This window comes from Roseomonas sp. KE0001 (assembly GCF_016107285.1).
Taxonomy (GTDB): domain Bacteria; phylum Pseudomonadota; class Alphaproteobacteria; order Acetobacterales; family Acetobacteraceae; genus Pseudoroseomonas.
The window spans coordinates 100,104-118,788 of record NZ_RCVQ01000003.1; the positions used below are offsets into that span (position 1 = coordinate 100,104).

The 18,685-nt window shown below is 68.4% G+C and carries 15 protein-coding genes, 1 tRNA gene, 1 pseudogene and 1 riboswitch; of the genes and pseudogenes, 8 read left to right on the forward strand and 9 right to left on the reverse strand.

Going from position 1 to position 18,685, the window contains the following annotated elements; genetic code table 11:
* Window positions 1–355 precede the first annotated feature (355 nt).
* Window positions 356–1,543: pseudogene (metZ, locus tag D9598_RS06930) on the reverse strand (O-succinylhomoserine sulfhydrylase); the annotation flags it as partial.
* A gap of 55 nt (window positions 1,544–1,598) precedes the next feature.
* Window positions 1,599–1,677, reverse strand: a riboswitch (SAM riboswitch).
* 66 nt (window positions 1,678–1,743) lie between these two features.
* On the opposite strand from metZ, the gene D9598_RS06935 reads away from it, so the two are divergent.
* A tRNA-Gly gene (locus tag D9598_RS06935) sits at window positions 1,744–1,818 on the forward strand.
* A 13-nt stretch (window positions 1,819–1,831) separates the two neighbouring features.
* Here D9598_RS06935 and D9598_RS21595 read toward each other — a convergent pair.
* The 4 genes from D9598_RS21595 to D9598_RS06955 all read right to left on the reverse strand — a co-directional run bounded on the left by D9598_RS21595 (window position 1,832) and on the right by D9598_RS06955 (window position 8,270).
* Window positions 1,832–2,299 (reverse strand): LysR substrate-binding domain-containing protein, encoded by a 468-nt coding sequence (locus tag D9598_RS21595; RefSeq protein ID WP_198365691.1) that lies wholly within the window; start codon window positions 2,297–2,299, stop codon window positions 1,832–1,834.
* A 687-nt stretch (window positions 2,300–2,986) separates the two neighbouring features.
* Window positions 2,987–4,570 carry an ABC transporter substrate-binding protein gene (locus D9598_RS06945; protein ID WP_198365692.1) on the reverse strand — a complete coding sequence of 528 codons (1,584 nt, stop codon included), beginning with the start codon at window positions 4,568–4,570 and terminating at the stop codon, window positions 2,987–2,989.
* A gap of 30 nt (window positions 4,571–4,600) precedes the next feature.
* Window positions 4,601–6,253 (reverse strand): hydantoinase B/oxoprolinase family protein, encoded by a 1,653-nt coding sequence (locus D9598_RS06950; protein ID WP_198365693.1) that lies wholly within the window; start codon window positions 6,251–6,253, stop codon window positions 4,601–4,603.
* Window position 6,254: 1 nt separating this feature from the next.
* On the reverse strand, window positions 6,255–8,270 hold the full coding sequence (locus D9598_RS06955; RefSeq protein ID WP_198365694.1) for a hydantoinase/oxoprolinase family protein: 2,016 nt from the start codon (window positions 8,268–8,270) through the stop codon (window positions 6,255–6,257).
* A gap of 85 nt (window positions 8,271–8,355) precedes the next feature.
* On the opposite strand from D9598_RS06955, the gene D9598_RS06960 reads away from it, so the two are divergent.
* From D9598_RS06960 to D9598_RS06970, 3 genes are all read left to right on the forward strand, one after another.
* Window positions 8,356–8,979, forward strand: a complete 624-nt coding sequence (locus tag D9598_RS06960; RefSeq protein WP_198365695.1) for a cupin domain-containing protein — start codon at window positions 8,356–8,358, stop codon at window positions 8,977–8,979.
* A gap of 143 nt (window positions 8,980–9,122) precedes the next feature.
* Window positions 9,123–10,400, forward strand: a complete 1,278-nt coding sequence (locus D9598_RS06965; RefSeq protein ID WP_198365696.1) for an FAD-binding oxidoreductase — start codon at window positions 9,123–9,125, stop codon at window positions 10,398–10,400.
* A 400-nt stretch (window positions 10,401–10,800) separates the two neighbouring features.
* Window positions 10,801–11,853: an esterase gene (locus D9598_RS06970; RefSeq protein WP_232477002.1), complete on the forward strand. Its 1,053-nt coding sequence runs from the start codon at window positions 10,801–10,803 to the stop codon at window positions 11,851–11,853.
* Window positions 11,854–11,875: 22 nt separating this feature from the next.
* On the opposite strand, the gene D9598_RS06975 is transcribed toward D9598_RS06970, so the two are convergent.
* On the reverse strand, window positions 11,876–13,450 hold the full coding sequence (locus D9598_RS06975; protein ID WP_198365697.1) for an ABC transporter substrate-binding protein: 1,575 nt from the start codon (window positions 13,448–13,450) through the stop codon (window positions 11,876–11,878).
* Window positions 13,451–13,789: 339 nt separating this feature from the next.
* On the opposite strand from D9598_RS06975, the gene D9598_RS06980 reads away from it, so the two are divergent.
* From D9598_RS06980 to D9598_RS06990, 3 genes are all read left to right on the forward strand, one after another.
* Window positions 13,790–13,996 (forward strand): cold-shock protein, encoded by a 207-nt coding sequence (locus tag D9598_RS06980; RefSeq protein WP_198365698.1) that lies wholly within the window; start codon window positions 13,790–13,792, stop codon window positions 13,994–13,996.
* Between the two features lie 181 nt (window positions 13,997–14,177).
* The gene (locus D9598_RS06985; protein WP_198365699.1) at window positions 14,178–14,405 is read left to right on the forward strand and encodes a hypothetical protein; all 228 of its coding nucleotides are present in this window, start codon (window positions 14,178–14,180) and stop codon (window positions 14,403–14,405) included.
* Between the two features lie 150 nt (window positions 14,406–14,555).
* Window positions 14,556–14,741 carry a hypothetical protein gene (locus tag D9598_RS06990; RefSeq protein WP_198365700.1) on the forward strand — a complete coding sequence of 62 codons (186 nt, stop codon included), beginning with the start codon at window positions 14,556–14,558 and terminating at the stop codon, window positions 14,739–14,741.
* 49 nt (window positions 14,742–14,790) lie between these two features.
* On the opposite strand, the gene D9598_RS06995 is transcribed toward D9598_RS06990, so the two are convergent.
* From D9598_RS06995 to D9598_RS07005, 3 genes are all read right to left on the reverse strand, one after another.
* Window positions 14,791–15,231, reverse strand: a complete 441-nt coding sequence (locus D9598_RS06995; protein ID WP_198365701.1) for a PaaI family thioesterase — start codon at window positions 15,229–15,231, stop codon at window positions 14,791–14,793.
* Window positions 15,232–15,324: 93 nt separating this feature from the next.
* Window positions 15,325–16,890, reverse strand: coding sequence for a TerC family protein (locus tag D9598_RS07000; RefSeq protein WP_198365702.1), 1,566 nt, complete (start codon window positions 16,888–16,890; stop codon window positions 15,325–15,327).
* A gap of 51 nt (window positions 16,891–16,941) precedes the next feature.
* Window positions 16,942–17,592: a DedA family protein gene (locus tag D9598_RS07005; protein WP_198365703.1), complete on the reverse strand. Its 651-nt coding sequence runs from the start codon at window positions 17,590–17,592 to the stop codon at window positions 16,942–16,944.
* 336 nt (window positions 17,593–17,928) lie between these two features.
* On the opposite strand from D9598_RS07005, the gene D9598_RS07010 reads away from it, so the two are divergent.
* Window positions 17,929–18,663, forward strand: coding sequence for a phosphatase PAP2 family protein (locus tag D9598_RS07010; RefSeq protein ID WP_198365704.1), 735 nt, complete (start codon window positions 17,929–17,931; stop codon window positions 18,661–18,663).
* Window positions 18,664–18,685 lie beyond the last annotated feature (22 nt).

Genomic DNA, 18,685 nt, shown 5'->3' on the forward strand with positions numbered 1-18,685 from the left:
GGGGCGGCGCCCTCCGGCCATCTTGCGCCGGGAGGGCCGCCGCGTCGAGGCCGGAAGGGCGCCGGCGCGGGGCTCCGGAGGGGTTCGCCAGGGAGGTCGGCCAGGGAGGTCGGCCGGGTAGGTCGGCCGGGTAGGTCGGCCGGGGAGGTCAGCGCCGCCGCCGTGCCGGGGCGGGCTGCTGGAACAGGTCCGGCTCCTCGGCGGCCGGCTCGGCCGGGGCCGGGCGGGGGGCCGGCGCGGTCTCGGCGGAGGGCGCCTTGGGAGCGCGGGCGCGAGGCTTCCGGGCCGGCGCCGCCGCCTCGTCGGCGACGATCCGGGCCAGCGGCTTCCGCCGCGGTGCCGGCTGTCCCGCCGCGGCATCGAGGGCGGCGGCCAGGTCCTCCACCAGGTCCGCCACATCCTCCAGCCCGATCGAGAGCCGCACCGTGCCGTCCGAGATGCCGAGCCTCGCCCGCTCCTCCGCCGCCACGCGCATATGCGTGGTGGTCGCCGGATGGGTGATCAGGCTCCTGGAATCGCCCAGGTTGTTGGAGATGTCGATCACCCGGAGCGCGTCGAGGAAGCGGAAGGCGGCCTCCTTGCCCCCGGCGATGTCGAAGCTGACCAGCGTGCCGCCGGCCGACATCTGCTGCTTGGCCAGGTCGAACTGCGGATGGCTGGCGAGATAGGGGTAGTAGACCCGCTCCACCTCGGCCCGTTCCTCCAGCATCTGCGCCACGGCGGCGGCGTTGCGGCACATGGCGGGCACGCGCAGGTGCAGCGTCTCCAGCCCCTTCAGGATGGTCCAGGCGTTGAAGGGCGACAGGGCTGGGCCAGTGTTGCGGGTGAAGGGCTGCAGCACCTCCTCGATCCACTTCTTCGCGCCCAGGACGGCGCCGCCCAGCACCCGGCCCTGGCCGTCGAAGTGCTTGGTGGCGGAATAGACCACGACATCGGCTCCGAACTGCATCGGCTTCTGCAGGAGCGGCGTAGCGAAGACATTGTCCACCACCACGATGGCCCCGGCGGCATGAGCGAGATCGCAGACCGCCCGCAGATCCACCAGCTCCAGCATCGGGTTGGAGGGGGTCTCCAGCAGCACAAGCTGGCAGGGGCGCTTCAGCGCCGTGGCCCACTGGTCGAGATCGGCGCCATCGACGAATTCGGTCTGGATGCCGTAGCGGGGCAGCAGGGTGGAGACGATCCAGTGGCAGGAGCCGAACAGGGCGCGGCTGGCCACCATCCGGTCGCCGGTCTTCAGATGCGACAGCAGGGCGGCGGAGACGGCCGCCATGCCGGTGGCCGTGGAGCGGCAGGCCTCGGCACCCTCGAGCGCCGCCAGGCGCGCCTCCAGCGCGGCGATCGTCGGATTGCCGAAGCGGGAATACTGGTAGTGCTGGACCGCGCCGGTGAAGGTCTGCTCGGCCTGCAGCGCGCTGTCGTAGACGAAGCCGGAAGTGAGGTAGAGGGCCTCGGACGTCTCGTCCTGGTTGCTGCGCATCAGGCCGCCGCGCACCAGCAGGGTGGCGGGACGCAACGGGCGGTCAGGAGCTGGCTTGGCCATGGAGACGACTCTCGGGCTTGTCGTTCACCGGCCCGGTCGGGCGGTTCCGCGCGCGCGCCTCCCCGCCACGGCCGTTTAGCGCGATTGTTTAAGCTCGCCGCAAGCTGGCCGGACAAATCGCGAGCACCCCGTCGCCGGGGCGGGCGGACCTTACGCCCCGCTTGCCGGCCGCACAAGGGCGGGGTAGAAGGCAGGGCAAGGCGGGCGTAGTTCAGAGGTAGAACGTCAGCTTCCCAAGCTGAATGTCGTGGGTTCAATTCCCATCGCCCGCTCCATCTCCCCAATGCTTTAAGCGGTTTTGCCGACTCGGCAGGGTCCAGTCAGCCTGAGCCTGGCGTGACGGTGGAGCGGACCACTGGCGGCCCGATCGTGGCGCGTGGTTCCTCTGCCTCGGCCGTCCTCCTGCGTCGCTGCCTTACCAGAGAACGCCGCCCTCAATCCCTCCGCCGCATATCGCGTCCGCTTGCCTGACATCCAAGTCGGTCCTTCTCCAGGGCGAACCGGGCTTATCCCCTGTCCAGGGGACGGGGTCGCCTTCACCTTGCCCCGCGCCGGCTCCAGATGCAGCCAGTCGTGGAAGTGCTGAACTTTCGCGTCGTTCTGAGCGCCTCCCGGAAACACGACGTGATAGCCGCTGCCACTGGCGAAGCTCCGCCGGAAGAGTGACACCAGCGTCCCCGCATCGAGTTCCTCCTTGACGATGGCGCGAGGGACCAGGGCAAGGCCAAGCCCGGCCACTGGGGCCTGGATGATCATGCAGTAAGTCCTGTCAGATCTTGATCCAATCGTCGGCGACTACGAGGCATAGGATGCCGAGAAAGGATCCGGCAGTCTTCTCGTAGCGGGTGACCGGCGGCATCGGCGAGGAGGCGAAGGCTTACTGCAAAGCCCTCGACTTCCTGGACGCGCACCGCGCGCGCTCCCGTTCCATCGCATCCTCTCGGGCAGATATCGGCTCGACGATGTGAACACCGTCTTCCAGCGCACAAGGACCAGGTGGAGGTCAAGCCGGTCATCGAGAGGGCATGAGACGGAAAGGAACCGCGGGCCTGCGGGGTGCATCCCGACGCTCGCGGCCGAGGTCCGATGCAGGTCGTGGCCCCGCGTCAGCATGGCGTTAGAACGGGGCATGGTGCCGTCCGCGGTCCTTGCTCCGCAGTGACGCCGGTACGTCGCCCTGGGCGAGAGTTGGGAGAGGACTTACAAGGTCAGCACGGCCTGGATCGGCCTGCCCCTGTGGAAGCGGCCCGCTGGCCATGCAGGGCCGGCGGAACCCGGTCCCGCCCCCGTCTCCAGTCCGAGGTCTATGCGAGCCTCCTTGGTCGAGGCTTCACTGCTCCACGGGCAGCCGGGAAAGCCGTACCCAGGATCGGCGGCAGATCATCGCCAGAATTGCCGGCGCTCCCTGCAACAGCCGCCCGGGTGAAGCCTGTCCGAACCGCGCTAGCCCTTCTTCAGGTTGTAGAAGAGGGGCATTCCGGTGAGGACACCGCTCACATTCCTGCGGTAAGCTGTGAGATCGCGCCAGCGCCCGGTCGGGATGTAAGGCACGTCCCTGAAGGCCTGCTCCTGGATCTCCCGAGCGATAGCCTGGCGCGCGGCGGCGTCCGGCGCCACAACCCACCTGTCGCGCAACTCCTCCAGGCTCGGTGCTGTCGGCCAGCCGAACCAGGCACGCTCGCCATTGCCACGAAGCGGCAGGTGCGAGGTCGGATCCCAGAAATCGAGCCCTGGCAGCAGTGTCGTGGTACAGCTCCAGCCGCCCTGGTCGACCGGCCCCTTGTTGGTGCGGCGCTGCAGCCAAAGACCGAAATCCACAGGGATGATCTCGACGTTCATCCCGGCACGGCGCAGTTGGTCGGCGGCGACATCCGCCTGCTGGCTCATGGTGAAGAAGTTGGTGGCTGACAGGAAGCCGACCTTCTCGCCCTTGTAGCCGGCCGCCACCAAGTCACGCTTGACCTTGTCATAGTCCCGGGGGGACCGAAGCGCGGTGATTCCGGCATCGGAAGCCATCGGGGAATCCGGACAGAAGTAGCCCACCCCGTCATTCCACAGGGCCCGGTCGCTTCCCGCAATGGCGGACATGATCTCCGCCTGGTCGATGGCACCGAGTACCGCTCGCCGAACCGCTGGATTGTCAAACGGTGGCTGCAGGTGGTTCAGGCCGAGCACGCCCATGTTGCCCGCAGGGTTGTAGCTGCTGAGAACGATGTCGCGCGAGCGTCGGAGCATCGGCGCGAGGTCGGGCATGACGTCCTCGTACCAGTCCACCTCACCGCTGGTGATCGCAGCCGCGGCGGTGGGATGGTCAGGGATGATATGCCATTCGACGCGGTCGACATAGGCGATCTTTGGCCCGGAGGTGAACTCGGCCTCCCCGCCGGACCGTGGCACGTAGCCCTCGAACTTCGCCCAGACGGATCGCGATCCGTCGACATGCTCATTGGCAAGGTAACGAAACGGCCCGCTGCCCACGACTTCCGTGACCGCGCGTCGCTCCTTCGGAATCAACCGCTCCGGCATGATGACCGGGATGTAGCTGGTGCTCTTCGCCAGGGCATTCGGCAGAAGCGGGAACGGGCGCTTCAGCCGGAAAACGATCTCCTTGTCGGACGGTGCCGAGAGATCATCCGTCATGGAGAACAGAAGCTGCCCCATGGCGTCCACGGTGCCCCAGCGCCGCAGGCTGGCGACGCAATCGCGTGCCAGAACCGGCTCGCCATCATGGAAGCGAAGACCCTCGCGAAGGGTCAGGCGCCAGAGCTTACCGTCCTCTTCAATCTCGTGTCCCGCGACCATTTGCGGGTGCGGATTGAGAGCGTTGTCCATCCCGTACAGCGTGTCGTAGCTGAGCATCGCCAGGTAACGGGTGGAGAAGGCCGTCGTGAATACCGGATCGACGATGGTGGCATCCGCGTTGGGCTTGAACCGCAAGACTTTACTGTTCTGCGCCAGTCCAAGACGCGGTGCCGACAATGCGGCAAGGGCAGCCGCGGATCCTTGCAGCAGGGTACGTCTTCTCATGGGAAACCCTCGCTCACGGTTCTGTTGAAATCAGCCGGCGGCCCAGGCGGCAGCCCTTTCGGCGGAAACGATGCCATCCTCGGCGTCGCGCCGCATCGCCTCGGGCGGCCGGAGTGCCGGGTCGCCATAGCCACCTCCGCCGCCCAGGCGAATGGTCACGACGTCGCCGCGGCGCAGTTGGAAGGCATCCTTGCTGCGCAGCCGGATCACCTCGCCGTCTCGCAGGATCTCGCAACTGCCCGAGGCGCCCGGTCCACCGCCGAACAGGCCCGCGGCATGCCCCTCGAAGCGGTCGCTGTAATGAGCGACCTGCGCATTGTCCGTGAGGATCTCGTAGCTGCGCTGGAAGCCGGCACCGCCGCGCCATTGCCCGGCGCCGCAGCTGTCCATCCGCAGCGAATAGTCGGTGACCCGGAAGAAGGAGAAGTCCTGATCCATGGCCTCAACGGGTGTGTTGGAGCAGTTCGACAAAGGGTTATCGACCGCATCGCAGCCATCGTTGCCGAAGCCGGCACCGTACCCGCCGCCGTAGACTTCGAGGTACACGGACCAGCCCTTCTCGCCGAGGTACGAAAGGCAGAAGGCCGTGGTCGTGTCGTATCCCTGCGCGATCGCCTTCTCCGGGGCGGCCTGTGCGACGGCCGCCATCACCGCGTTCCAGGCGCGCGAGACCGAGATCATCCGAGCCCGCACCGGCGCCGGATGGTTCGGGTTGAGCAGGCTTCCTTTGGGGGCCTTCACCGTGATCGGCCGCAACGAGCCGTCGTTGAACGGGATGTCGGGGCTGGTCAGCGCTCCCTTCAGGCAGGACACCGCCGACGAGATCACCGAGGCGAATGGCGCGTTGACGTTGGTACGAACCTGCGGAGCTGTGCCAGCGAAGTCCACCTCGATGCTGTCACCACGGACAGTGACCGTAGCCCGCACGGGCAGGGGGCCGCTGCCGAGGCCGTCATCGTCGAGGAACGCTTCGCCCTTGTAGGTTCCGTCCGGCACTTCGCGGATCGCCGCACGCATCCGGGTCTCGGAGTAATCCTGCAGGGCCGCCATGGTCTCGGTGACCTTCGCCACGCCGTAGCGCTTCGCCAGTTCCTGGACCCGCAGCGCGCCGACGTTGTTGGCCGCGATCTGCGCGTCGAAATCGCCCATCGTCTGCTGCGGCACGCGGACGTTGGCGCGCAGCAGGCGCTGAAAGCCGCCGCCGTGCCAGTCCCGCTGCATGTTTACCTTCATGGGCGGAATGATGATGCCCTCGGCGTAGAGATCCTGCGCCGACGCATTCAGGCCGGGGCTGCCACCACCGATGTCGAGGTGGTGGGCGACGGAGGCTGCAAAGCCGATAACCTGCCCCTCGAAGAAGATCGGGTGAAAGAAGAAGACATCCTGCAGATGCTGGCCGCCGGAATACGGATCGTTGATGACCAGGAAGTCGCCTTCCTCCAACGTTTCGGGCGGAAACATCGCGGCGCAGGGCTGAAAGATCCTGCCGATGCTGCCGAGTTGCATCGGGATCAGCTCCGCCTGCGCCACGGTATTCCCTTGTGCGTCGAGAAGGGCCGCGGAGCCGTCCCGTGCCTCGCGCAGGATGGTGGAGTAGGCGGAGCGGATCAGCTTCACGCCCATCTCGCGCGCCGCCGCGATGAGCGACTGGCTGAGGATCGCGTATTCGACCGGATCGAGCATCTCAGCCCTCCTTCCGCATTAGCATATTGCCTGCACCATCTCGTGCGATGCGCCATCCCGGCGGCACCCATGTCGTGGAGGAGTATCCCTCCACGAGGGCGGGGCCGATGACGGCCTCGCCCTCGAGCAGCGAGGCCGCATCGGCCAGGCGCGCTGCCACGACGCGCCCGCCTGTCGTCACCTCCGCCGCCTCCGGCCGAGACAGGTTTGAAGCCCGCTCCCGAACCTCTGGAAGCGCCTCAAGCGGGTGTCGCACCCCGAAGCGCAAGCCGACCAGTTCTACCGTCCGTCCCGGCTCGCCGCCGTGCAGGTAAACCCGTTGGTGAGCCTCCGCGAAGCGGTCGCCGAGGTCGGCGGCGGTGAGCGACGGGAGGTGGCCCGGGTCCACTGCGACGGGGATCTCAAAAGCCTGGCCAACGAAGCGCATGTCGACCTCCAGCGTGTGCTCCAGCGCACCCTCCAGCCCCATGGAGGCGAAAGCGCGCCCCGCGGCTTCCCGGAAGCGCCCGTGCTCGGCCAGCAGCGCGCCCGGTGCGTCGTTGTCGAGGGGCATGCGGCGGGTTACGCCCTGGGCCATGGCATAGTCCGCGGAGAGCAGTCCGAGAGCCGAGATGACACCGGGGTTCGGCGGGACCAGGATCTCCCGGATGCCGAGTTCCTCGGCGATCTCGGCCGCGAGCAGCGGGCCGGCGCCACCGAAGGGCAGGAGCGCATAGTCGCGGGGATCCCTGCCGCGCTCGGTCGAGACCAGCTGGATCGCGCGTACGATGTTCGCGACTGCGAGCCGGATCGCCGCGGCCGCGGCTTCCCGGACATTCATGCCGAGCCGCCCGGCGATGCTCTCGAAAGCCTTGTGCGCGGCATTGGCGTCAAGCTTCATGCCTCCGCCCAGAAAGGCGTCGGGCCGAATGGTGCCGCGGACCACATGGGCGTCGGTCACCGTCGGCTGGGTGCCACCGCGTCCATAGCAGGCCGGCCCGGGATCCGCACCGGCGCTGCGTGGGCCGACGCGGAGCATGCCACCGTCGTCGATCCATACGAGGCTGCCGCCGCCAGCACCCACGGTGTTGATGTCGAGCACGGGTGTCCGGATCGGCAGGCCGTCGACTTCGGTCTCCGGCGCCAAGGAGGGCAGGCCGTCGCGAACCAGCGCGACGTCGGTTGAGGTGCCTCCCATGTCGAAGGTGATCAGGTTGCCGCGCTCGGACCGACCGGCCTGCCGGATGGCCCCCACCACGCCTGCGGCGGGCCCGCTCAGCAGAGCGCTGATGGCGTTGCTACGCATGGCAACCGCCGGTATGCGGCCGCCATTGGATTGCATAACACTGAAATGACCAGAGAAACCGGCCTTGCCCAGCGCGGCCTCGAAGCGGTCCAGGTACCCATCGATCACAGGCTGAACGTAGGCAGACAGGGCGGTGGTCGAGGCGCGTTCGAATTCGCGGAACTCGGGGGCGACCTCGTGGCTGCATGCGATGCGCACGCCAGGGATGGCATCGGCGATGATCGCGCGGAGGCGCTTCTCGTGCACCGGTTCGGCATAGGCGGAGAGGAGGCAGATGGCCACCGCTCCGTAGCCGCCGGCGCGGAGCGCCGGAATCAGGTCACGCCGGACAGTCTCCTCATCCAGTGCGAGGAGGACCTCTCCTCCTGAGCCAATGCGCTCCACCACTTCGAAGCAGTCCCGCCGCCGGACGGGCGGGACGGGCTTCCGGTAATGCAGGTCGTAGATCTGGCGGCGGTCGTGCCGCTGCATGAACAGGATGTCACGGAACCCGGCGGTGGCGATGAAGGCGATCTCCGCGCCACGCCGCTCCAGGATGGCGTTGGTGGCGACGGTCGAGCCATGCACCAGGTCCGTCACCGCTCCTGGAGCGATCCCTGCGACCTCCAGCGCATTGAAGGCGCCGATGTCGGGGCTGCGCGGTGTCGACGGAACTTTGACCACACGCACTTCGCCTCGTTCGACCGCCACGAGATCCGTGAAGGTGCCCCCGACTTCGATGCCGACCCGCATGCTCTCTACTCGCCTCTGTTCGAAGAAAGCTTAACCATCTAAGGTGGCCATGCAACAAGAGTGAAAATTAGGCCTGAAATTTTCAATGCGTGATGAGACCATGGCTTCCCCGTCTGAATCTCAGGACCTGGGCACAACGGACAGCGAGGACCGTGCCACTTCCGTCGGGCGCAAGCTGCGCGCGATGCGTCAGCGCCGCGGCTGGACGCTGGCCGAGCTATCCACCCGCTGCGGTCTTTCCCTGGGTATGCTGAGCCAAGTCGAGCGCGGTCTGTCATCGCCCTCGATCCGCTCGCTGCAGAAGCTGGCAGGCATCTTCGGCATTCCGGTCGGCTGGTTCTTCAGCGATCCCGAACCTGCGGGAGCGGGACCCAACTGGGTGCTCCGGCGCCCTCAGCGGCGGGTGCTGGACCTGCCGGCGAAGGGAATCACGAAGGAACTGCTGGTCCCAGAGGGGGACGGCAGCATGGAGCTGATGATGATCACCGTGGAACCGGGTGGCTCCTCTGGCGAAGCGCCGTATTCTCACACCGGTGAGGACGCCGGCACGGTGATTGAGGGGATGCTGGAGTTGGAGGTCGACGGCGTCTGTTCCCTGCTGCAGACCGGGGACTCCTTCCGCTTCGCGAGTACCTTGCCTCACCGCTTCAGCAATCCAGGGACTCTTCGCTGTGTGGTGGTCTGGGCCGTGACGCCGCCGCTCTATTGACGACCGAAGTGCCAGAGCACGCAGGGAAAGCCGGCTCGAGCGGTGAGCGCCAGTGATCTCCGAACGGCGGCATCATCCCGTCATGCCCATCGTTCCGGGTGATCCGCGTGAACGCAGGACAGCAAGCTTCAGGACACTGATCCATGACCCCTTTGCCGCCTAGTCTCTACGCCGCAACCGCCCGCTCCGCCCCAGCGACGCCGCCGCTCGACGGCGACCGTCAGACGGACGTCGTGGTGATCGGCGCGGGGTTCACAGGCCTTTCGACGGCCCTGCACCTCGCGGAGCGCGGTGTCCGGGTCACCGTGCTGGAGGCCAATGAGCCGGGCTGGGGAGCGTCGGGACGCAATGGTGGGCAGGTCAATCCCGGCCTGAAGCCCGATCCCGACGAGGTGGAGGCAGCGTTCGGCCCAGACCTCGGTGCCCGCATGGTGCGCTTCGCCTGGAGCGCGCCGGAAGCCACCTTTTCATTGATCCGGCGCTGGCAGATCGACTGCGATGCGCGTCAGGGTGGAACTCTGCGCGCGGCGTATCGACCTGGACCGGCCGACGCCCTGCGACGGTCCACCGAGCAAGGCCTGCGCCGGAACTTCCCGGTGACGCTGCTGGACCAGGACGCGGCATGTGAGGCGACGGGGACCGATCGTTACAGCGCGGTGATGCGCGACGCGAGTGGTGGCGATCTCCAACCTCTGGATTACGCACGCGGCCTCGCCGGAGCGGCGATGCGTGCGGGCGCGTCGATCCACGGGAGAACCCGCATCACCGGAATGCGCCGCGCGGAGGGCCGTTGGCAGGTCAGCGCCGCAACTGGCACTGTGACAGCCGAAACGGTCGTGATGGGCACCAACGGGTACACGGACGACCTGCTGCCGGGCCTGCGGCGCAGCATCGTGCCGGTCTTCAGCTCCATTGTTGCGACGGCCCCGTTGCCTGACGCGATGGCGGCCAGCATCATGCCGATGCGTGCTTCGCTGTACGAGAGCGGCCATATCACCGTCTATCTCCGGGTGGACGCGAACAATCGCCTTCTCATCGGTGGCCGGGGTCCGCAGCGCCCCATCGAGAACGCGACACCGGTTGCCTACCTGATGCGCTACGCTGAACGCCTTTGGCCGCAGGTGACCGGTGTCGCATGGACCCACGCCTGGAATGGTCAGCTGGCGATGACCAAGGATCACTATCCGCACGTCCACCAACCCGCGCCGGGTCTGGTGTGCTGCCTGGGCTACAATGGCCGTGGCGTGGCGTTGTCGACCGCGATGGGCCGGGAGATCGCGCGGCTTGCGATCGGGACACCCGCCACCGAGATCGACATGCCTGTGTCATCGATAAAGCCGATCCCTTTTCACGGGTGCTGGCGCCTCGGCGTCCTGGCAAAGGTTCTGGAAGGGCGCGTGAGAGACCGGTTCGGTCTCTGACAGCGGTTCGCTGAGGCTTCCGCGATGTGAGTTGGCGCAACCTGGGCATTCCAAAGTGCCTTTCAGAACCGCCCTGAAGCGTGTCGGGGCGGATGAGGGAGCAGGCGAGCGGCGAGGGCCTGGTGGATGTTGAGCGGCGCACGTAGCCGGTGGCCAGGCGGCGAAAGCGATTGATTCGGGCGAATGCGCGCTCGATGATCTCGGTGCGGCCCTACCGTCCGCCCAAATTCTGGAAGGCGCTGCAGATCCCACTCTAAAGGCGTATCGCCTGCTCCATCTTTCCCCCCAACAGCGACGATGGATCCGGAAGGCGGCGACCGCTTCCGCAACCTCGTGGGGTCGTTTCCACCGGTCCGCGATCTGCTCTAGGCTTCTCCGTAAGAAATTCGGAGGCGCCGCCATGAAGCATCCCCTCGTCGCCCTTGTCCTCGCCCTGGTCCTCACACTGGGAATCGGCGCCGCGCAGGCCGAGGCGCAGGCTCCCGCCCCGCTGCCGCCGGTGCGCGAGATCGGCAGCCTGCATGTCGGGGGACGGGTCCGCGCCCTGGATGGCCTGCCGCTGCGCGACATGGTCCCGTCCCCCGGCGCGCCGCCCATCCGCACCGACCCCAACGGCGAGTTCATGGTCGAGGGGATGTACGCGCAGTACGTGAAGCTGGTGGAGCCGCGCGCCCGCCATCCCCTCCTGTTGTGGCATGGCGGCGGCCTGACCGGCGTGACCTGGGAGACGACGCCGGATGGCCGGCCCGGCTGGCAGATGTACTTCCTGCGCCAGGGCCACGATGTCTATGTCAGCGACGCGGTCGAGCGCGGCCGCGCCGGCTGGGCCCGGTTCCCGGAGATCTTTCCCGGCGAGCCCGTCTTCCGCACCATGGGCGAGGGCTGGGGCCTGTTCCGCGTCGGCCCGCAGGAGGGCTGGAGCGCCAACCCCGCCCGCCGCCGCGCCTTCCCGGACACGCTCTTTCCCGTGGCGGCCTGGGATGCCTTCACGCGCCAGTCGGTGCCGCGCTGGACCACGACCGACAGCCAGATCCAGGCGGCGTACAACGACTACGTCCGGGCGGTCTGCCCCTGTGTCATCATCGTGCACAGCCAGGGCGGCAACTTCGCCTTCAACGCGGCCCTCGCGGCGCCGGACAAGGTGCGCGCGGTGATCGCCATCGAACCCTCCGGCACGCCCGGTCCGGGGACGGACGCGGCGGGCCTGCGGGATGTCCCCCACCTGATCGTCTGGGGCGACCACTTCCAGGATTCGCCGTTCTGGCAGCGCATCCGCGGCAATGTGGAGCGCTGGGCCGGCACCATCCGCGCGGCGGGCGGCCGCGCCGATGTCCTGGACCTGCCGGCCGAGGGCATCCGCGGCAACAGCCACATGCTGATGATGGACCGCAACAGCGACGCCGTGGCGGCGCGCATCCAGGCCTGGATGGAGGCGCGCGGGCTGATGCGCTGAGCGCCGCTGCCGCCGGGCGCCGTCAGTTCGCCGGCGTGGCGAAGAGCGCGTTGGTGTACCAGCTGGGCGAGGGATCGTAGCGGACGCGGTGGCGCAGCCCGGCCCAGTTGACCTTCAGGTACAGGATGGGGATGACGGCGACATCCTCCATCGCGCTGCGCATGGCCTGGGCCGTCAGCGCGTCGCGCCGCGTCCGGTCCATCGTCCGCAGGGCCTCCTGCAGCAGCGCGTCCATCGCCGGGTTGCTGTAGTGCTGGCGGTTGAAGGGTCCCATCCGCAGGGTGGGGTTGCGCGTCGCCACCACCTGCTGGAGCGTGATCGCCGCCAGGTTCGAGGCATAGGTCGTCATGAACATGGCGAAGTCGCGGTTGGTCGCGCGGGTGAAGAAGGTCGCCGTCGGCAGCACTTCCACCCGCGTCTGCACGCCGATCCTGTTCAGCCCCTGCGCCACCGCCTGCAGCACGTCGGTATCGCCGGGGAACCACCCGCTCGGGCCATGCAGGGTCATGCGGAAGCCGTTCGGGTAGCCCGCCTCGGCCAGCAGGGCGCGGGCCCTGGCGACATCATGCGGGATGGGCGGCTGGTCGGGGATGCGGCCGATCGCGATGGGCGGGGCGAACTGCTCGGCCGGCGTGCCCTGGCCCGCCAGCAGCCGGTCGACGACGCCCTGCCGGTTGATGGCCATCGACATGGCCCGTCGCACCCGGACGTCCCGCAGCGGGTTGGGCACCAGCGGGCGGCCTTCGTGATCGGTGACGAAGGGCGCCTCTTCCCGCACCGTGTCCGGGAAGAGATAGGCGGTGCCGTTGCTCTCCGTGCCGAAGACGGCGATGCGCGGATCGGCTTCCAGGCGGGCGACATCCTGGGTCGGCACGGCGTCGATCAGGTCGACATCGCCGGCGCTCAGGGCGGCGACGCGGGAGCCGGCATTGCTCATGAAGCGGATCTGCACCCGCTCCCACGGCGCCGCATCGCCCCAGAAGGCCGGGTTGCGCGCGGCCTCCAGCCGGTTGCCCTGCTCGTAGGACAGATGCCGGTAGGCGCCGGTGCCGATCATCGCGCGGCCGTTGTTGAAATCCGCCGTGGTCGCCTGCCCGTGCAGGCGCCGGGATAGGATCAGCACGGCGGTGAGTTCCGCATCCAGGAAGGGCGTGGGCTCGCTGGTGGTGACACGGAGCGTCCGGCCATCGACGATCTCGACCCTCGAGACGGTGCGGACGGTGGAGGCGAAGGACCCCGGACTGTTCGGGACATCCGGCAGCCTGGCGAAGGAGAAGGCCACGTCCTCCGGCTGCAGCGGCGTGCCGTCATGGAACCGCACGCCCTCGCGCAGACGGAACTCCCAGGTCAGGTCATCGACGATGCGCCAGGATTCCGCCAGCCGCGGCATGATCTTCCCGGCATTGTCGAAATCGACCATCGGGTCGAAGACCTGCCGCAGGATCGCGTTGTTGCTGTTCGAACGATGGAAATGCGGGTCCATCGCCGTCGGCTCCGACTGCGTCGCGATCGTCAGCGTGTTCTGGCCCTGGGTGTTCTGGCCCTGGGCGGGAGCGCCCAGGAGGCAGCAGGCGAATCCCATGATGAATGCGCGCACCCGCAATCCTCCCGCTCCCGTCGCCCTCATCCTGCTGTGAGGGCTTCGGATCACTGTCCCGTGTCCGCGGCGGCACTGTCAATGCCGGTGGCCGGGCGCCGTTCCCGTTCGCGACGGAGGATGGAAGGCCAATGAAGGATGGAAACCCAGGAGCCAAGGAAACAGGGCTTGCGTCTCGCGCCCGCAATCTCCATGTTGGCGGGGTCAGCTCGTTAGTTCGGCCTGCTCTCCTTGCTCATGACTGAGCGCCGAGCCCGGTGTCCGTCTCCTCGCGAAGTTCGATCCTCCCTGCGATCCCGTGGGGTGGTTTTTCATTTTCATTCATGAATGGACAACACCATGGCTGTCGGTACTGTGAAGTGGTTCAACGCGACCAAGGGTTTCGGCTTCATCCAGCCGGATGACGGCTCCAAGGACGTCTTCCTGCACATCTCGGACGTCCAGCGTTCCGGCCTGCGCGAGCCGCGCGAGGGCGACAAGCTGGAGTACGACCTGCAGAAGGGCCAGCAGGGCAAGGTCTCTGCCGGCAACCTGCGCCAGGCCTAAGGCCTGAAGGTCCGGGACGGCCAGGCCGCCCCGGACCGCTGCCTGCCGCCGCGTGGCGGGCCCTGCGGCCCGGCCCCGGCATGGCGACCGGCGCGGCGGACACCCGTGTGATGGCCAGGGGCGAGCGGGCCGCTCCCCGCCGGATTCTTCCGGGAATCCTCCCGCTCCGCGGAGACCCTCCATGCCGCCCCACAGCCTTTCGGTCGGACAGACCGTCGAACTCTTCCCAGGCAAGCTCGAGGCCAGTGCCGCGCGGGGCACCTATACGGTGGTTCGCCTGCTGCCGAATGACGGCGCGGATCGCGAATATCGCGTGCGCAACGTGCAGGATGGGCATGAGCGCGTGGTGCGCGAGAGCCAGCTGCGCGCCGGGGCCCGAAGCCTGTTCCGCGAGCCGAAGCATCCCTGACCGGGCCGTCGGCCGCGATCAGGCGCCCAGGATCAGGTGACGGGACGGAGCGGCGGCCTGCCGGTGTGAACGGCGGGCCCGCGTCATTCCTGTCCGCGCGACCCCCTTTTGCAAAGACCTGTCGCCAGCCAGTCCTGGCAGGAGTGCGTGATGCTCGACAACAAGAAGAAATCCTCCCCCGCCCCGATGGAGCCGCCACCCGAAGCCGAGGTGGAGTATCTGTCCAAGCGGCATCGTGTCTCGCCCGCCATCATTCGTGAGATCATCCGCCGCATCGGCTCCAGCGAGCGCTCGGCGGTGGAGCGCGAGATCCGCAAGGGCATGACCCGCCGCTGAGGCGGGCCCGGCCGGGGCGGATCGCTCCGCCGGATCGGGGCCGCGCCGTTCAGGGGCGCGGATGCCTGATGAAGCAGGTGGCGGAGGCGCTGGCCAGCAGCCGCCCGGACGAATCGCGCAAGGTGCCCTCGGCCGCGCCGATGGAGCGCGACAAGTGCGTGACCAGCGCCTCGGCCACCAGATCCTCATCGACCGGAACCGGCCGCAGCATCTTGATGCCGAGATCGACCGTGGCGTAGCTGAAGCCCGGATCCAGCATGCTGTGCACCGCGCAACCCGTTACCGAATCGAGCACCGTTGCCGCGAAGCCGCCATGCACCCCTCCCATCGGGTTGAGATGCCGCCGGTCGGCGCGTGCGTGCAGGATCACCCGGCCCTTCGCGACCTCCATCTCCTTCAGCCCCATCGTCTCGGCCATGGAGGCGCGCGGCAGGGTGCCGGCGGCCGTGGCCTGGAGAAGCTCCAGGCCGGAGAGCGCGGCGGGGTTCATGGACGCCTCCTGGGTTCGCCGCGCCAGTAGACCGGCTTGCCGGCCCCCTGCCAAGAGGGCGGCGCCCCGAACCGATCCCCGGGAGGAGCGGCCCTACTCGTGGGGGGGCTCGTCCGGGGAAGGGGCCGGCGCGGGACGGACACGGACCCGCTCGAGGCGGAAGCCCTGCGCGGCCACCACCTCGAAAGTCAGGCCCCCGGCTTCCACCTGGTCGCCCAGATGCGGCAGGCGGCGCAACCGGTCCATCAGCAGGCCGGAGACGGTGGCATAGCCGCCGGCCGAATCCGCCAGCCGGGTGCCGAGGCGCTGGTCCAGCGCGTGCAGGTCGAGATGCGCATCGACCAGCAGCGCGCCATCCTCCTCCGCCTCCAGCCGGGCGTGGTCGTCATCCTCGTCCTGGAAGTCGCCGGCGATGGCCTCGAAGATGTCGGTCGGCGTCGCCACGCCCTCCAGCGTGCCGTACTCGTCGATCACCAGGGCCATCTGCACGCGCGAGCCGCGCAACTGCTCCATCAGCCGCAGCACGTCGAGCTGGTCGTGCACCAGCAGGGGCGGGCGCACCGAGGCGGTGAAGTCGATCCGGCCCTCCTGCATCAGATCCCGCAACAGATCCTTGGCGAGCGCCACGCCGACGATCTCCTCGATCTGCCCGCGGGCGATCAGGTAGCGCGAATGGCCGGTGCGGAGCATGATCTCGCGGTGCTGCTCGGGCGTGCCGTCCGCGTCCAGCCAGATCACCTCGTTGCGCGGCGTCATGATCGAGCGGACGCTGCGCTCGCCGAGCGCCATGACGCCCTGGACCATGGAGCGTTCCTCCGGCTTGAAGACCTGCTCGGGCGCCTCGCCGTGCGTGCCGCCGGGCGCCGCGTTCTCCTCGGCCTGGCCGCCGCCGAGCAGGCGCAGCACCGCCATGGCCGTGCGGTCCCGCAGGTCGCCGGTGGCCAGGCGCTTGGCATGGCCGCGCCGGGCGAGCTGGTTGAAGGCCTCGATCAGCACCGAGAAGCCGATGGCGGCGTAGAGGTAGCCCTTGGGGATATGGAAGCCGAGGCCTTCCGCGATCAGGCTGAAGCCGATCATCAGCAGGAAGCCGAGGCAGAGGATGATGACGGTCGGATGCGCCGAGACGAAGCGCATCAGCGGGCGGGAGGCCGCGATCATCACCACGATGGCGAAGGTCACGGCGATGTACATGATGGAGAGATGCTCCACCATGCCGACCGCCGTGATGACGCTGTCGAGCGAGAAGACCGCGTCGAGCACGACGATCTGCGCGACCACCTGCCAGAAGCTGGCATAGACCCTGGTCTCGCCCTTCGCGCCGTGGCCGCCCTCCAGCCGCTCGTGCAACTCGGTGGTCGCCTTGAACAGCAGGAAGAGGCCGCCGGTGACCAGGATCAGGCCCCGGCCGGTGATCTCCATCCCCGCCACGCTGAACAGCGGCGCCGTCAGCCCGACGATCCAGGAGATGCCCGCGAGCAGGCCGAGGCGCATGAGCAGCGCCAGGGTGAGGCCAATGATGCGGGCCTTGTTGCGCTGCTCGGGCGGCAGCTTGTCGGCCAGGATGGCAATGAAGATCAGGTTGTCGATGCCGAGCACCAGCTCGAGCACGATCAACGTCCCAAGGCCCAGCCAGGCGGTGGGATCGGCGATCCATTCCATGGTTCAGCGCGGTTCCGTCATAAAGGGAAGGGCGGGAGGGGGACGGGCGGCTCAGCCCCGGCCCAGGGCGAGGCGCTGGCGCATCCAGGCGCTGACCAGGGGGCGCAGGCGCTGATAGCCGATCCAGGCGAAGAGCGCGGCGCCGAACAGGGCGGCCAGGGTGAGGGGGTCGGGGTTCGGCCCGATCTGCCGCGCCAGCCAGCCGCCGACGGAGCCCGGCATCAGGATCAGCGGCGCCCAGACCAGGGCGGAGAGAATATTGGCGCTCTGGAAGGCGCTGTTGCGCATGCCGACGACGCCGGCGGCGAGCGGCGTCACGGCGCGCATCGGGCCGATGAAGCGGCCGAAGAAGACCGCCCACCAGCCCCAGCGGCGGAACACGACGACGGACCAGGCGTAGATCCGCCGGCAGGACCGGGGCAGGCGGCGGCGCACGGCATGCGGCCCGACCCAGCGGGCCAGCCAGTAGCCGGCCGCGTCGCCCAGGACGCCGCCGATGACGCAGCCGAGCAGCACCGGCCAGGGCGAGACGAGGCCGCTGCCGAGCAGGGCGCCGATGCCGAGCAGCAGGGCGGTGGAGGGCACCAGGATGCTGACGACCGGAAAGGATTCCAGAAAGGCGATGAGGAAGGTCGCGGGCGCCGCCCAGGCGGCATTCGCGGTCACCCAGGCCCCGAAGGCCGCGCTCCAATCGTCCAGCATGGCTGCTCGGTATCAGCTTCGCGAGGGCCATGCCAATGGTTTCGCTGTGAGCGCTGGGACGCAGGGTCGGCCCTGGGCAAGGCAAGGCCTTATTCAACCTGTGATTGCCGATCCGGCCGATGTTGCGGGGCACGGCCGGATCACGGGCCTTTGCGGCGGGCCGGATTGTGCCCGGTCGGCTTCCGCATTGCCGGGCCATGAAGAGTGTGCAACATTTCAATTTAATGACACTTGTTCGCCGCGGGAGACAGGCGCGCCTCGGGGGCCCGCTCCACGGCAACGGGAGAGAAATGTTCGGCGCCCCCTCCGGGAGCGCCGGTGCAAGGACTTCACGGCATGCTTGCAGCGCTCGACCTTCAGCTTTTCCAGGCCTTCAATGGCTGGGCGGGCCGAAGCTATGCTTTCGACCGCGCGGTGGTCAGCCTGACCAACATGCATCTGGTCAAGACGGCGCCGCTGATCGCCGCCTTCTGCTGGTACTGGTTCAATCCCGACAGACGGCGCGGCGGGCCGGATGAGACGGAGCTGCGCCACAACCGCCATTTCCTGATCTTCTCCAGCCTGGCGGCGGCGGTGCTCGCCTGCGGCCTGTCGCGGCTGGTCCAGAACGTGATGTGGGAGCGGCCGCGGCCGATCAACGATCCCACCCTCGGCGCCATCCGCCCGCTCGGGCTAAGCGAGGACTACCTCGCCAACTACAGCTCCTTTCCGAGCGACAACGCGGCGATGACCTTCGCCCTGGCCACGGGGCTGTTCCTCATCGCGCGCGGGCCGGGCATCGCCGCCTTCCTCTGGGCCCTTCTCGTCGCCTGCCTGCCGCGCGTCTTCGCCGGCTTCCACTATCCGAGCGACATCCTGGGCGGCGCGGTGCTGGGCGTGGCCGTGACCCTCCTGGTGGTGCGGCGGGCGTGGCTCCGGCGGCCCTATGAATGGGCCATCGGGCTGCACGACCGGCGCCCCGGCCTGTTCTACGCCGCCGGCTTCATCGCGGCCTACCAGATGACCACCTTCTTCGGCGACCTGCGGGAACTGGGCGAGAAGACCGCGATCTTCCTCCGCGCCACCCTCTGAGCCCGGCCGGGCGGGCGGTCCC